Source organism: Streptomyces sp. NPDC043176, from assembly GCF_056436715.1.
Genome location: NZ_JBWKCA010000004.1, coordinates 349,436 through 363,701 on the forward strand (window position 1 = coordinate 349,436; position 14,266 = coordinate 363,701).

The 14,266-nt window shown below is 70.6% G+C and carries 13 protein-coding genes and 2 pseudogenes; 3 read left to right on the forward strand and 12 right to left on the reverse strand.

The window, feature by feature from the left end:
* Positions 1 to 131 precede the first annotated feature (131 nt).
* From AC067A_RS08790 to AC067A_RS08800, 3 genes are all read right to left on the reverse strand, one after another.
* On the reverse strand, positions 132 to 1,190 hold the full coding sequence (locus tag AC067A_RS08790; protein WP_478616455.1) for an ArsO family NAD(P)H-dependent flavin-containing monooxygenase: 1,059 nt from the start codon (positions 1,188 to 1,190) through the stop codon (positions 132 to 134).
* Positions 1,187 to 1,933, reverse strand: a complete 747-nt coding sequence (locus tag AC067A_RS08795; protein WP_478616715.1) for an aquaporin — start codon at positions 1,931 to 1,933, stop codon at positions 1,187 to 1,189. The genes AC067A_RS08790 and AC067A_RS08795 overlap by 4 nt, the downstream gene beginning before the upstream one ends.
* Positions 1,934 to 2,222: 289 nt before the next feature.
* Positions 2,223 to 2,537: an ArsR/SmtB family transcription factor gene (locus AC067A_RS08800; protein WP_478616458.1), complete on the reverse strand. Its 315-nt coding sequence runs from the start codon at positions 2,535 to 2,537 to the stop codon at positions 2,223 to 2,225.
* A 117-nt stretch (positions 2,538 to 2,654) separates the two neighbouring features.
* Here AC067A_RS08800 and AC067A_RS08805 point away from each other — a divergent pair, with 117 nt between their 5' ends.
* Together AC067A_RS08805 and AC067A_RS08810 are read left to right on the forward strand one after the other, a co-directional pair.
* The gene (locus AC067A_RS08805; RefSeq protein WP_478616461.1) at positions 2,655 to 3,077 is read left to right on the forward strand and encodes an arsenate reductase ArsC; all 423 of its coding nucleotides are present in this window, start codon (positions 2,655 to 2,657) and stop codon (positions 3,075 to 3,077) included.
* Positions 3,078 to 3,867: 790 nt separating this feature from the next.
* Complete coding sequence (locus AC067A_RS08810; protein WP_150504917.1) at positions 3,868 to 4,215, forward strand: VOC family protein; 348 nt, start codon at positions 3,868 to 3,870, stop codon at positions 4,213 to 4,215.
* Positions 4,216 to 4,244: 29 nt separating this feature from the next.
* Here the strand turns inward: AC067A_RS08810 and AC067A_RS08815 are convergent.
* The 3 genes and pseudogenes from AC067A_RS08815 to AC067A_RS08825 all read right to left on the reverse strand — a co-directional run.
* Positions 4,245 to 4,616: pseudogene (locus tag AC067A_RS08815) on the reverse strand (transposase); the annotation flags it as partial.
* A gap of 93 nt (positions 4,617 to 4,709) precedes the next feature.
* Positions 4,710 to 4,879: pseudogene (locus tag AC067A_RS08820) on the reverse strand (IS5/IS1182 family transposase); the annotation flags it as partial.
* Positions 4,880 to 5,516: 637 nt separating this feature from the next.
* The gene (locus tag AC067A_RS08825; protein WP_478616466.1) at positions 5,517 to 6,434 is read right to left on the reverse strand and encodes a LysR substrate-binding domain-containing protein; all 918 of its coding nucleotides are present in this window, start codon (positions 6,432 to 6,434) and stop codon (positions 5,517 to 5,519) included.
* 79 nt (positions 6,435 to 6,513) lie between these two features.
* Here AC067A_RS08825 and AC067A_RS08830 point away from each other — a divergent pair, with 79 nt between their 5' ends.
* Entirely contained in the window at positions 6,514 to 7,251 is a 738-nt protein-coding gene (locus AC067A_RS08830) for an SCO6745 family protein (protein ID WP_478616469.1), read from the forward strand.
* 421 nt (positions 7,252 to 7,672) lie between these two features.
* On the opposite strand, the gene AC067A_RS08835 is transcribed toward AC067A_RS08830, so the two are convergent.
* From AC067A_RS08835 to AC067A_RS08860, 6 genes are read right to left on the reverse strand one after another with little or no spacing between them, the layout of a single operon-like run.
* The gene (locus AC067A_RS08835) at positions 7,673 to 9,148 is read right to left on the reverse strand and encodes a non-reducing end alpha-L-arabinofuranosidase family hydrolase (protein ID WP_478616472.1); all 1,476 of its coding nucleotides are present in this window, start codon (positions 9,146 to 9,148) and stop codon (positions 7,673 to 7,675) included.
* Positions 9,148 to 9,891: a cupin domain-containing protein gene (locus AC067A_RS08840; protein ID WP_478616718.1), complete on the reverse strand. Its 744-nt coding sequence runs from the start codon at positions 9,889 to 9,891 to the stop codon at positions 9,148 to 9,150. Before AC067A_RS08840 ends, AC067A_RS08835 begins: the two co-directional genes overlap by 1 nt.
* Positions 9,888 to 10,748, reverse strand: coding sequence for a DUF6807 domain-containing protein (locus AC067A_RS08845; protein ID WP_478616475.1), 861 nt, complete (start codon positions 10,746 to 10,748; stop codon positions 9,888 to 9,890). The genes AC067A_RS08840 and AC067A_RS08845 overlap by 4 nt, the downstream gene beginning before the upstream one ends.
* The gene (locus AC067A_RS08850) at positions 10,745 to 11,791 is read right to left on the reverse strand and encodes a Gfo/Idh/MocA family protein (RefSeq protein ID WP_478616478.1); all 1,047 of its coding nucleotides are present in this window, start codon (positions 11,789 to 11,791) and stop codon (positions 10,745 to 10,747) included. The genes AC067A_RS08845 and AC067A_RS08850 overlap by 4 nt, the downstream gene beginning before the upstream one ends.
* Positions 11,788 to 12,828 (reverse strand): endo-1,4-beta-xylanase, encoded by a 1,041-nt coding sequence (locus AC067A_RS08855; RefSeq protein WP_478616481.1) that lies wholly within the window; start codon positions 12,826 to 12,828, stop codon positions 11,788 to 11,790. The genes AC067A_RS08850 and AC067A_RS08855 overlap by 4 nt, the downstream gene beginning before the upstream one ends.
* Positions 12,829 to 12,854: 26 nt before the next feature.
* Complete coding sequence (locus AC067A_RS08860; protein WP_478616484.1) at positions 12,855 to 14,219, reverse strand: glycoside hydrolase family 30 protein; 1,365 nt, start codon at positions 14,217 to 14,219, stop codon at positions 12,855 to 12,857.
* Positions 14,220 to 14,266: the final 47 nt, after the last annotated feature.

Genomic DNA, 14,266 nt, shown 5'->3' on the forward strand with positions numbered 1-14,266 from the left:
CCCCTTCCGCCAGTCGGTCACTTCCACGAGGCAGTCGCTTCCACGGGGCGGTCACTTCCACGAGGCTGTCACAGCTGCCGCGCGGAAGGTCGACGCCGAGATCACTTGATCTTCGCCCGCGGCACGCCCGGTCACGCGAGGAAGGAGGCGATCTCCCGAGCGGCATCTCGGGCTGGGCGGCCGACGCCGATGAGGGTGGCGGAGGCGGGGCCGGTCCAGTCTCCGTAACCGAGCAGGTGCAGGCGCGGTTCGTCGGCGGCGCGGGTGCCGTCCATGGAGATGCGACCGCGGGTGCCGCGCAGCCGCAGGGCGGCGAACGGGGCGAGGGCGGGGCGGAAGCCGGTGCACCAGATGACCGCGTCCGCTTCGGCCCGGGTGCCGTCGGCCCATGCGACCCCGGTGGGCGTGAGGCGGGTGAACATCGGCTTGGGGGTGAGGAGTCCGGCGTCACGGGCGGCGCGTACGGGTGGGACGGCGACGATGTCGCCGAGGGAGGCGACGCCTCCGGTGTCGGCGCGGCCGGCCTCGACGGCGCGGCGGCGGGCGGTCGCCGCGTCGAAGAGGGCGCGGCCGTCGACGTCGTCGGCGAGGTAGCGCGGCGGGCGTCGGGTGACCCAGGTCAGGTCGGTCCCGGCGTGGGCGAGGTCGGCGGCGATCTGGGCGCCGGAGTTGCCGCCCCCGACCACGATCACGCGCTGCCCGACGTGATCGGACGGGCTGCGGTACTGCACGGTGTGGAGCTGGCGGCCCTGGTAGTCGCGGCGGCCCGGTACCGCCGGGAGGAGGGGACGGGTCCAGGTGCCGGTGGCGCTGATGACGGCACGGGCCTGCCAGTCGCCGGAGTCGGTCCCGACCCGGAGGAAGGCGCCGTCACGGTGGACCGCCGAGACCCACACGCCACGCCGGACGGGGAGTTCGTACCGCTTCTCGTAGTCGGCGAGGTAGGCGACGACGTGGGCGGTGTCGGGGTACTGCTCACCCTCCTGAACGGGCATGGGCCGCCCTGGGAGGGAGGAGTACGGCGCCGGGGAGAACAGGCGCAGGGAGTCCCAGGTGTGCTGCCAGGCTCCGCCGGGTGCCGCCTGGGCGTCGAGGATGACGTGCTCGACGCCCAGACGGCGCAGGTGGTAGCCGGCGGCGAGCCCGGCCTGGCCGCCGCCGATCACCACCACGTCCGTGCGCTGCGTCATGCTGCGGGCTGCTCCGTCTCGGTCTTGCCGCACATGAAGATGACCGCCACCAGGGCCAGGCCGACGATCACGCCGAGAAGCTGCATGACGACGAAGCCGGGCACCGAGCCGGGGGCGATGCCCGCGAAGGTGTCGGTGAAGGCGCGGCCGATGGTGACGGCCGGGTTGGCGAAGGAGGTGGAGGAGGTGAACCAGTAGGCGGCGCCTATGTAGGAGGCGACGGCAACCGGCGCGAACCGCAGCCGGTCCGTCTTCGCCAGTCCGAAGATCAGCAGGATCAGGCCCGCCGTTGCCACGACCTCGCCGAGGAGGAGGTTCCCGGCGGAGCGGTCGTGAGTGGACCACTTCGCCAGGGGCTCGCCGAACATGGCGTCGGCCAGGATCGCGCCCGTGATCGCGCCGACGATCTGCGAGGGGACGTACACGGCGAGCTCACGCACGTTCACCCCGGCGCCGCCACGGCGGGCGGTCCACCACTCGGCCAGCGTGACCACGGGGTTGAAGTGGGCTCCGGAGACGGGGCCAAGGAGCGCGATGAGGACGCCGAGCCCGAAGACGGTGGCGGTGGAGTTGGCCAGCAGCTGCAGGGCCACGTCCTGGGTGAGCTTCGTGGCCTGGATGCCCGACCCGACGACGATCGCGACCAGGGCCGCGGTGCCGACCAGCTCGGCGGCGGCGCGGGCGATCAGCGGGGTGCGGGGTGGGGTCGCGCCGGGGGAGGGCTGCGGCACGTCGGCAGGCATGGGGACGCCGACGGGCTGGGTGGCGGTCAAGGCTGGTTCTCCTCGGGCAGGTGAGGCAAAGCGCGGAAGGCTGGGGCCTGTCAGACCCTTCGCGTCGGATCAGGCCGGGGTGTTCGGTGCGTGCGATCGGCGTGCGGCCGGGGCGCCCTCGAATGGGGTCTCCCCCACTCGAGCGAAGCCGAGAGCTTGGGGAAGGAGCTACTGGGGCGCTTCGGCCGTGCGCCGAGCGTGCGTGCCAGGCGAGCCGGACCCGGCGGGAACGGTCAGACCGGCCCTTCTGCAACACGCTTCAGGGGCAGGACCGCTTGAGGTTCGCTTCTGCGGTGGCCCGCGCGGTCCGGGCGAGGTCGGCGAACTGCCCGGCCAGGGCTTCGATGACGTCCGGCTTGAGGCGGTAGTAGATGTACCTCCCGCACGGCTCCGTCTCGACGACCCCGGCCTCCCGCAGCACCTTCATGTGGTTGGAGAGGTTCGTCTGCTTCGCGCCGGTCTCCTCCACGAGGTGGGTGGTGCAGAGCGTTTCGCGGGCGAGGAGGGTCACGATCCGGAGCCTGAGCGGGTCGGCCAGAACCCGGATCAGATCAGTGTCGACTGACGTCATCATGGACTGATACTGTCACACCATTGAGGACTGACACCAGCCTGGGCTGAACCGTGACGAGGCGCCCACCGCTCGACTCCCCTCACACCGGCAGCCCGCCCGCCCCCGAAGGAAGAGCCGATGTCCGCCACCCCTCTCGCGTCCGTGCTGTTCGTCTGCATCCACAACGCCGGCCGCTCCCAGATGGCCGCCGGCTTCCTGCGTCATCTCGCCGGGGATCGCGTCGAGGTCCGGTCCGCAGGCTCCGTGCCCGGCGACCAGATCAACCCGTCCGCCGTGGCCGCCATGGCCGAGCTCGGCATCGACATCTCCACCCAGAAGCCGAAGGTGTTGACCACCGAGGCCGTCCAGGCATCCGACTACGTGATCACCATGGGCTGCGGCGACGCCTGCCCGTACTTCCCCGGCAAGAAGTACCTCGATTGGCAGCTCAAGGACCCGGCGGGCCAGGGCCTCGAAGCCGTCCGACCCATCCGGGACGAAATCAAGGGGCTGATCGAGGGCCTGATCGCCGAGATCGACGCACGGGAGCCGGCGAACTGACGCCGGCCGGCCGACGGACGCCTCGCTGGGGGCGCGCCAAGCCGTCGGCCGGGTCCACTCTTCGGGCAGGGTCTGGGTGATGCGCCACCGGCGACGGGGCAGTTCCCCCTCCTCAAAACGTGGATCTCATCCAGGAACCAGCCGTCGGCGACGTGGGACGACGGTGGACGACATCACGACGACGGCCACTGCCCTGATTCAGGCGGTGGCCGATGCAACAGCGGCCCAACCCACCCGTGAGCCTGCGTTTCGCGCCCGCGCGGCCAGGTGCGGCTCGTCGGAGACTTGCCCGCTGGCCGACAGGGGGCGGCACCCTCCGCACCCGGCCTCGCGCACGCCGAAGGAAGTGCCGAAGGGAATGCCGTAGCGGATTTCCCACGCAGCCAACCGCGTAGGTGATGGGGGGCCTGGGCCTGCTCGGTCTTGCGGTTCCTGAGCCAGAGGCGTGCGATGGCCCAGGCAAGGGGCCGGCGGTACGAGGCGAAGACCGCAAGGAGGACACCGGCCGTGTTGTACGGCTACGGGTAGCGGGCATCGGGTGCTCCCGGCGAAGCCTGGAAGGCCGGCTGAGCGGTACTCAGGGACGGTGTCGGAACAGCGGGCATCTCCCCTCCGGGAGTGGCAGGCTCGTCACCACGAATTGATTGAGGATGTCGCCGCGGTCCATGAAGATGGTCTGGCTCCGCTTGGAGGCGTCTAGGGCGCGTATCGAAAGTGCGTGCGGTGGCCGGTGTGGCGTAGTACTCCTGGGGAGCATCAACGCCGGTCTGTTGTCACCTTGGAGTTGCCGATGGCCGTTCGCCGTGTCGTACCCAATGTCCAATCGGAGGCTGCGCAGGAGAGCCGGGAGTTCTACGGCCTGCTCGGATTCGAGGAGGTCATGAACCACGGCTGGATCATGACGCTCGCGTCCCCGTCCAGTCCGACGGCGCAGATCAGCTTCATGGCCAGCGACAAGACCGCACCAGTCACTCCCGATATGAGCGTCGAAGTAGATGACGTGGATGCGGCCTACGCGGCCATGCGGGAGAGCGGCGCGGAGATCGTTCACCCCCTGCAGGACGAGGAGTGGGGGGTGCGCCGGTTCTTCGTCCGTGACCCCAACGGCCGGGTGGTCAACGTGCTGGGCCACCGCTGACGGTCCTCCGGGCTACCGGGGAATGCGGGTCACAGCCATTCGTTGATGGCCGCGACGAGCACGGTCGCCTCGTAGCGGACGGCGAGTTTCTCGTAGCGGGTGGCCACCGCCCGGTGTCTCTTGAGCCGGTCGATCCCGCACTCCACCGCGTGCCGTTCCCTGTAGTCGATCTTGTCGAACTTCGGTGGGCGGCCACCACGGGAGCCCGGCTTCTTGCGGTTGCGGGCATGGTCGGCCTTGTCCGGGATGGTGCAGCGGATCCCGCGCCGACGCAGGTAGGCGCGGTTCTTGCGGGAGGTGCACGCCTTGTCGGCGCACACGCGATCGGGCCGGGTGCGGGGCCTGCCCGGCCCGATGCGGGGCACACGGACCTTCTCCAGGACGGGCTCGAACCGCGGGGAGTACCACGAACCAAGATCATCGCACGTCCAAGATCCACTTTTGACACACGGCCTAAGCGTGCGACTGCCGCAGCTTGATCACAGCGGGGTCTGTCGGGCGTGGGTGTCACCGCACCGCGGATGCGCCAGGGCTAGGAGGGCCTGTCGTCCGTGGTGAGCCGCCGCCACCGGGTCCCGGCCTCCCCTCGCCGGGCGGCGAGGTGTCCGGCCAGGCACCGCAAGGTGCGACCGGACAGGTCGATCGACGGCGGGCAGACAAGCACGCGAAGCTCCTGGCGGCTGCGGGCGATCTTGGTCGAGAACCCGTCTGCCAGGAGCTTCGCTGTTCCGCAGAGCTGTCCACCACGCGACCAGCACCACCAGGTGGAAAAGGCTCACTGCGTACCTCGACGCGACATCGGGGGGACCGCCCGCCGTCATGCCGAAGCAACGGCAGGGCCGGCCCATGGCGGACGGCGACCGCACGTGTCGGGCCCGGCCGCCGCCCACGCCGGACCATGAGACCGCGCCGCCCCCTGCATCCCGGCGTCCCGCTCGCCAGAGTCCGCCCTGGGCACAGTGCCTGCGGTGGTGGGGGTACTGCCGATCGCCTACCGGGGCAAGTGTGGGGCGGGGGCACAGCCATGCGGGGTGCCCGCGTGCTTCTATGCCGCCGGACGGCTCTGCGAAGGCCATCGGCCGTAGCCGATAGGGCAGGCCCCATCCACGGGGAGCGCCCTCGCCGTTACCGATCGCTCCCACGACTTCCTCCTCCTGCCCGATCCCTGCCGTCCTGGCCAGCGCGCACCAAGATCCGGACCATTCCCCGGAGTAGCCGTGCCGGTCATTGACGTGCGTGGTGGGCTCGGCGGGGAGCGAGTCGGGGCTCTGGATGGCTCCCGCCCCCATGTGGGACGACGGTCAGGCAGGTGGGAGGTGCGTGGTGGGTTGCCGGCGCGCCGCTGTGCGTAGTGCTGCGATGACGGCCGTGGTCGTGGGGTTGGTCGTCTCGGTGTGACGGGTGGCGGCGAACAGGAGGCGCAGGATCGGGTGGTCCTCGATGGGGGTTGTGTGGATTCCGGGTGTGCTCGGGTCGATGGCCGTGCTGGGGACGAGCGCGGTGGCGAGGCCGGCTCGTGCGAGGGCGAGTTGGGCGGCGATGTCGGCGGTGACGTAGCGCGTCGTGGGGGTGAAGCCGGCCTGGTGGCAGGCGTGCAGGATGGCCTGTCCGCAGTCCGTGGTCGGCGGTGACACGACGAGGTCGCGCGTGGCCAGGTCGCGCAGGGCGACGGGACGCTCGTCGGATCCGTCGGCGGCGGTGACGACGAGCAGCGGATCGTCGAGTAGCGGTGAGACCTCGACGCCCCGGCGTGGGGTCTCCGGCAGGTGGTGGTAGCGCTGCCCCAGCACCACGTCGACGGTGCCGAGCGTGAGTTCCCGCAGTTGTGCCTGGTCGGTGACGAGACAGGTCACGGCGAGCTGCGGATGGTGCGAGCCCAGTGCGGTCAGCGCGGGGGCCACGATCCTGGCGACGGTCGACGGCAGGGCGGCGAGCGTGGCGGTGGTGCCGACCGTGCCCTTGACCGCTGCGACGGCGCACTCGGCTTCCTTCATGGCGGCGAGGATCCGGTCGGCGTGTTCGAGGAGGACGCGGCCCGCCTCCGTGAGCGCGACGGTTCGCCCGTCGGGACGCAGGAGATCGACCCCCACGTCGTGTCTCAGTGCGGCCAGCTGCTGGGAGACGGCGCCGGCGGACAGCGCCAGGGACTGGGCGGCCGCGGTGATGGAGCCGCGGGCGGCGACGGTCTTGAGCATGTGCAGACGGCGGATATCCAGCATGATTCGATAGATTACCTAAAGGGTTCCCTCAGGAATCATCCTCTTGACCTGCCGAGTTGCGGTGGGCGACCTTCAGCGCATGGAAATCTTCGACTGCATCTCCGCGGTGGCCCGGCCCATCCACGACTTCGGCGACGAGTTCATGTCCGACGACGCGACCGCCGCCATCGGCCTGCGCGCCGGGTTCGCCCCAGGGCGCGGCTTCTACTGCCGTGGCCGGTTCGGGGTGCTCGGCGAGGCGCCGGCGTCGGTGGTCCAGGCGGTCCAGGGCTTCCTCGGCCCCGACCTGGTCACCGCCGGCTGGCGGGCCGGCCGGTCCGTGATGCCGCCGGAGGAAGCCGCCGCCTGCTACGCACGGGCCGTCCGGACGTGGGGACGCGCCCACGTCCCCGCCGACGCCGACGTGGAGCGCTTCAACCACCTGGCACAGCAGCTGATCGACGCCGCCGACGCCGACGCACTGCCCTTGTTCGCCGGCTGGCGCGCTCAGCCCGTACCCGGCGACGACCCGGTCGGGGCGGCGATGCAGCGCATCCACGTACTGCGGGAACACCGTGGCGCCTGCCATCTGGCGGCGGTTCGCCTGTGCGGGCTGAGCGCCCGAGAGGCGATGGTCGTCAACCTCGGCGTCGAGCAGGCGACCCACTACGGTTGGCAGGAGCCCCGTCCCGTTGCCGCGGCCCTGATCCTCCGATGGCAGCGTGCCGAGCAACTCACCGACGAGCTGCAGGCACCGCTCTACGCCGCACTGACCGACCGGCAACGTACCGAATTCGCCCAGCACATCCATGCGTTGACCGGCTCCCTGGCCTCATGACCGGACGTCCTGGACCGCCCGGCCGACGGCGAGAGCCTGATGCCGTCCGTCTCCGGACGCTTCGGCCGCGGCCTCGGACGCCACCGCCACGACCGACAGATCTGAGCCCGCGCACACTCAGGGCGCGCGACGGCTCCACACCACGTCATCCGCGTACCCCACGCTCCTGCTGGTGCCGGCCTTGAGGCCGTGCTTCGAAGCCGTTCCGGCTGAGGGCGCCGTCGGTGGAGTAGGCACCGTCCTGCGCGCCACCACGACCTCTCCGGCGGTGAGATCACGGGCCGTGGCGGACTCGGTCGTCCGCCCAGGCCGCCGCTGCGGCTCCGCGCCGGAGCCGGAGCCGGAGCGGAGCCGCAGCGGTGCCGCGTGGTCAGCGGTGCAGCGCGGTCAGCGGTGCAGCGCGGTCAGCGGTGCAGCGCGGTCAGCGCTGCAGCGTCAGCAGACCCGGTCGGTAGGGCCACTGGCCGTAGTCCCCGCCGGAGTTGGGGTCGCGTCCCTGGTAGAGGAACCGGAGGTTGCAGGGGTCGACCGTGAAGGTCTGGTCGGCGCCGGTGCGGATCAGTTCGCCGTGGCTGATGTCGTTGGTCCAGGTGGCGCCGCTGTTGGCCCTGCCGGCGAAGGGGTTGCTCTCGGTCGCGGCCTGAGGCGTCCACGCCCCGTTCAGGCTGGTGGCCGTGAACGAGCGGAAGTAGCGCTGCTCCTGCGCGCCCCGGGCCTCGACGATCATGAGGAACTGGTTCTGTCCCTGGACCTTGTAGACCTGCGGCGCCTCGAACAGGTTCTTCGCGGTGTCGCTCATGACCGTCGTGTACGACGAGCCGAAGGTGCCCGGGAAGTTCCCGATCGGCATGCTCGCCCGGTAGATCTTGCCGTTGTCACCGGCGAAGAACAGGTACATGTTCCGGTCGTCGGCGATGAGCGTCTGGTCGATGGGGCCCGTTCCCGAGTCGGCGATGGTTCCGGAGAAGAGCTCCTGCTCCGCCGACCAGCCGTTCGGGTTGGTGGGGTCGCTCGACGTCCGGTAGGAGAAGGCGGTCCTGCCCCACTGATAGGCGAGCACCCAGATGTTCTTCGGCGCGAAGTGGAAGAGCGTGGGCGCGACGACGGAACTCGACATCGTGTTCTGACCCGCCGAGGCCATCTCCGGCCAGTCGGTGAACGGGGTGAAGTTCATCGAGTTCCAGCCCACTCCCGTTCCCGCGGCACCGTGCGTCGTCGCGTAGACGAGGTGCTTGCCGTTGTAGGGGGCGACGGTGAAGTCCTTGAGCGAGGCCCACCCCGCCTTGGGCTGCGCCAGCGCGCCCGTCGACGACCAGCGGTACGCCGAGGGCAGGGCACAGGTGCCGGGGGTGGTGCCGGCGACCTTGACGAGCTGCCACTGCTGGTTGGCACCGTCCCAGTCGTCGTACTGGACGACGTTCGCGCCGTCGGCGGTGGAGGCGCCCTGTATCTCGAGGGCCTTGCCGCTGTGGCGGGCGATGAGCCGCACGTGGCCGTCCACGCTGTCGGCCAGGCGCCACTGTTGGTTGGTGCCGTTCAGGTCGGTCCACTGGACGATCGCGCCGCCGTTGGCGGTGGAAAGGTCGTGGACGTCCAGGACTTTGCCGGAGTGGCGGGACTTGACGCGGTAGTAGCCGTCGCCGGAGGCGACGAACTGCCACTGCTGCTGGTTCTGGTCGTTCCTGGTCCACTGGGTGATGCGGGCGCCGTCGCCGGTCGCCAGGTTGTAGACGTCCAGGGCCTTGCCGCTGTTGCGGTTGACCAGCACGTACCAGGCGTTGGTGTCGACGGTCGCCGCGGCGGCGGGTGGGGCACCGAGAAGAGAAGCCCCGAGCAGCAAGGACGACAGGACCGCGAGGACGAGGCCCAGGACCAGGGGTGGACGGCGCAATCTCATCAGAAGAGCTCCTTCGGGGGGTGGAGGTGACGTGACTCCGACGAACCGCGCGGCGGCCGCGTCAGGAGGACGGGGACGGGATAGGCGTGGAGAAGGCCGCACATGCCGAAGAGCGGGTCTTCCGGGCGCTCCAGGCGCGACACGTCGCCGTGATCGAGGTGGGAGAGGTCTCCGGTCTTCAGCGCTGCCAGTTGGCAGCCGGTGGCGAGGGTCGCCGCCAGCGGGCCGTCACGCCAGCGGATCCACCAGGCGTCGAGGAGATCGCGCTTCAGGCGGTGGGCCGCGGTGTGGAACTCCCGCAGCCCACCTTCACGCAGGGCCAGGAAGCCTTCGAGTGCCAGGTCGCGGCGGCGGCGCGCCGCCGTGGCGTGGTCGCCCGTCAGGACGGCCGCCGCCCGGTAGGCGTCGGGATCGGCAAGGACGGGCGGGGGGAAGGTGAAGACGGCGTCGCCCGCCTCGGGGAGCCCGCTGTTCTGCATGAGCACCACCAGGCGCAGGCCGCCGGCGTTGACGAGACGGTGGATCGTTCCGGGGGTGAACCAGACGACGTCCCCGGGGCGCAGCGGGGTGTCGGCGAAACCGGAGGTGGTGAGGGTCTGGACGCTGCCCTCGCCGCCGATGACGACGTACGCCTCGGAGCAGACGAGGTGCATGTGGGGGGTGCCGCCGCACAGCCCGTCGGCGGCCTCCCAGTCGTACACGGTCAACCCGGAGATCCCCACGCCGCCGGGGAGCGGAGTCACCACGGGTGTTCCTCGACGTGCCGGGACAGGCGCGAGGGGGTCCACGCGCCGTCGGCCACGACGATCCGGTAGCGGCGCGACAGAGTGTCGCCCGGGGCCAGCGGCACTTCCTCGTGGAATGCCAGGGACGGGTTGACGGCGGGGATGGGCTCGCTGCGGACGAACCAGCGGCCGGGGGCGTCCGGATCGTCCAGGAACAGGAGTGTGGAGGCACGGTCGACCTCGTCGTGCGTGCCGACGAAGGCCAGCCATTCGCCCTTCTCCCCCATCGCGGGGCCGATCACGGCGCCGCCGGTGAAGTCGCGCGGGCCGCGCCAGAAGAGGCCGGAGTATCCGGCGAGCTCTCTGCCCTGTGTGCCCGGACTGCCGAACAGCAGGGCGGTGTCGTGGACGTTGGTCAGCGCGGTGGTGACCTCCAGGGTCCAGGAGTCGGACTCGACGTCGCGTGCGGTGAGCGTGCGGCGCTCGTCGATCCAGTGCTCCCCCGCCATCGTGTGCCAGGCCAGGTCCTCGGTGATCACGGCGCGGCCATGGCCCGTTCCTGCGAATACGGAGAGGCTGCGCATCGTGCCGAGGTTCGGCAGGTCCACGTAACCCCGGCCCCGCAGATAGGTGCCGCCGCCCCAGAAGTTCTGCCCCGACACCCACGACGCCGTGATCTGCATGCCCTTGTGCCAGCGGTGATCGTGCGGCCGGTACCCGGTGATCACGTCGCCGGCGAGCGTGCGCACCGGATGCAGATAGGGCTTGGGCGCCTCGAAGGGGTCCATGACGGGCCGGTGCACATAGCGGAACAGGTCGACGTCGCGGGCCCGGACGGTCAACGAGTCCTCGTTCTCGAGGAGCTCGAACGTCATCGGAAGACCTCCGGGCGTCCGCCGTGGAGTGAGCCGTAGAAGGGGTCGGCCGCGCCGATCTCTCCGCGCCGGACCGGCAGGCCGGTGATCGCCGCCTTGTAGAGGGCGGTGACGAGTTCCATGGTGGGCCTGCCGAGGTCGGGCCGGATCCCGGCCTCGTAGCCGTCCAGGAAGTCCGCGAGCTGGGCGGTGTGCGAGCTGGGCAGGTCGTCCGGCGGCTCCCACTTCGCGTGGGCCGACCTGGCGGTGAACGTCCAGTCCGCGTTGGAGTAGCCGTACAGATGCCGGAGTTCGACGGTGGCGTCGGCGAGGTCGAACCTCAGGTAGCTCTCCTCGCGTGGGGAGAGGACGCTGTTGACGACCGTCGCGAGGGCGCCGTTCTCGAACCGGACCAGGGCCGCGGACACGTCCTCGGTCTGGACGTCGCGTTCCAGGCGGCCGGCCATCGCGCGTACCTCGGCCCATTCGCCGAATACGTCCAGCATCAGATCCATCTGGTGGATGCCGTGGCCCAAGGTCGGGCCGCCGCCCTCGCTCCGCCAGGTGCCGCGCCAGGGCACGTCGTAGTAGGCGTCGTCGCGGTACCACGCCGTGACGCACTGCGCGACCAGGGGACGGCCCAGGGTCCCGGCCGCGATCCGGTCGCGCAGATACCGGGCCCCCGAGCCGTACCGGTGCTGGAACACCGCGCCCGCGACGGCGGGGCCCTCGGCGGCTTCGATCCGGTCGAGCTCGGCCAGCGACAGAGCCACCGGCTTCTCGCACCACACCCACGCGCCCGCCTCCAGGCAGGCCACGGCCTGTTCGGCGTGGAGGTACGGCGGCGTACACAAGTGCACGAGGTCCGGGCTCTGCTCCCTGAGCATCGTGTGCAGGTCGGTGTAGAGCGCGGGGATGCCGTGCTCGGCCGCGAACGCCTCGGCGCGCGTGGCGTCCACGTCGACGGCCGCCACGATCTCGGCCCGGTGCGCCTGTGTCCGGAGCGCGGGAACGTGGCAGATGCCGGCGATCCCGCCCGTTCCCACGATCGCCGTTCTGATCATCCGCCCAGCACCTCCCTGATCGCGTGGTAGGCGGGCTTGGGCATCAGGTTCTCGTCGTAGGGCAGCGCGGCGCCCTCGCCGGGGAACACGGAGGGGATCCACGAGTACTTGTCCGTGTAGTCCCAGATGGTGACGCCGACGCACTTCCTGACCGCCAGGCAGGCCTTGACGTAGTCCGCGTACCAGGTGGCCTGGGTGGCCAGCTTCTCCGGGGTCGCCGGGAGGTTCATCCGGATGTCGAGCTCGGTGACCGCGACCTCGACCCCGAGGTCGGCGAAGCGCTGCATGTTCTGCCGGACGTCGGCGGGGAAGCCGTACTGAAGCGCCAGATGGCCCTGGATGCCGAAGCCCTCGACCGGGACGCCGTCGGCCTTCAACTGCTTGATCAGGGTGTGGTAGGCGTCGCTCTTGGGGCCGATCCCGTCGACGTTGTAGTCGTTGAGGTACAGCTTGGCGTGCCGGTCCGCCTCGTGGGCCCAGCGCAGGGCGTCGGCGATGTAGCCGGGGCCGAGCGTCCTGTAGAAGAGCGACTCGCGGTAGGTGCCGTCCTCGTTGAACGCCTCGTTGACGACGTCCCAGTGGATCACCTGGCCCTTGTAGTGCCGGACCACCGTCTGTATGTGGTTCTTGAGGACGGCGCGCAGCTCGTCGGCGGTCCAACTGCGCTCGGTGAGCCAGGCGGGGAGCTGGTTGTGCCAGACGAGGGTGTGGCCGCGGACCTTCTGGTGGTGGGCCTTGGCGAAGTCCACGACCTCGTCGCCGGCGGTGAAGTCGAAGACCCCGCGCTCGGGTTCGGTGGCGTACCACTTCATGGAGTTGCCGGGGGTGGTCTGTCCGAATTCGCTGCCGAGGAGCTTCAGGTAGGCGGCGTCGGTGAACTCGGGGTTGTCGGTGGCCGAGCCGAAGTACTTGTGGTGCTTCTTGGCCAGTTCGCCGAGCGTTCGGGGGCGGGGTTCGGCGGTCGCGGGCGTGGCGGCGACTCCGGCCGCGAGGCAGACGGCGGCGGACAGGGCGATGAGATGCCGGGGCAGGGACATGGATGACTCCTCGGATTCCGGGCGGTTCAGTCGAGGACGATCGTGGTCAGGGCGCGCGGGGCAAGTGAGGCCGTGAGGGTCGTGCCGTGCGTGGAGACGACGTCGGCCGGGGTGATCGAGCGGGTCTCGTCGGTCACGTAGGCGTCGGGGTGCCGGTCGTGCCCGCCGCGAAGGGTGAAGGCGGCGGACCTCTCTGTGGTCGCGGTGTTGAGGATCTCGATCACGCGACTGCCGTCGGTGTTGCGGAAGGCGGTGATCTGCAGTGCCGGGTCGGCGTTGGTGACCGGCACACGGACGGCGCCGGGGCGGATGAACCGGCTGAAGGCGGCCAGTGCCCAGTACCGCTTGGACACCCGGTAGTCGTCACCCGGGTTGGCGAGCTGGATGAGCCCCCGGGTCGCGCCGAGGGACGCGCCGGTCCAGTAGACGTAGGCGTTGGCGTTGCCGACGGTCAGGGTGTTCTGGATGTCGGCGGCGACGGTGAGGCCGTCGTAGCCGCTGCCGTCGTCCCAGTTCTCGTTCCAGGTGGTGCCGTCCGGTGACCATTCCGACATCCAGACGCGCTTGTCGGTCGGCTGCGGGACCGTGGTCGCACCGCTGTAGCGGTGGCCGGTGACGGTCCGTACGGCCCTGTCGGCCGCGGGGTCCGCCTCGATGGCCTCGGTGTAGGCGACCTGCCGGTCCCAGCCCGCGGCGTCGCAGCAGACCACCCCGGTCTTCAGTCCGGATGCGCGGACGGTCGGCCCGAGCACCTTGAGGAAGTCGACGGCCTGCTGCGGGGTGAAGCGCATCGAGGCGTACGTCGCCGTCCAGTCGGGTTCGTTGGTGAACCCGAGATCGGTGATCCGGATGCCCTCCCGCTGGTAGAACTTCGCGTACTGCACGAGGTAGTTCGCGTAGGCCTGGCGCCACGCGGGCAGGAGCTCGCCGCCGTCGTTCTCGCTGCGGTTGGTCTTCATGAAGGCCGGCGCGCTCCAGGCGTCGGCGACGAACCGTTCGACGCCGTACGCCTTGGCCTCCTTGGCGAGCCAGACCTGGCCGCCGTCCCAGCCGTCCCAGACGTACGTCGGCGTGACGTCCGGCCCGCCGGGATCGGTCGGCAGGATCGTCGGCATGTGGTCGTAGACCCGGTCGGTCGACGACCCGATGCCGAGGCGCAGGATCGACAGGCCGGCACCCTTCTCCTTGCTGAGCAGCAGGTCGAGCACCTCGCGCCGCTTGACGGGGCTGAGGCCGCGCGCGCCGTGCAGCAGGTCGGCCCGCTGGAAGGCCATGGAGAAGCCGAATCCGTCGATGGGCTGGAGTTCGCCCCGGAAGTCGATGGCGGCGCGCGCGGGGTCGGCCGGGGGTCGCAGGGGGTCGGCCCCGGCTTGCGATGTGAGCGCTAACATTATGACGGCCGTCAGGGCGGTCAGGCGTTTCACAGGGTCTCCTCGGG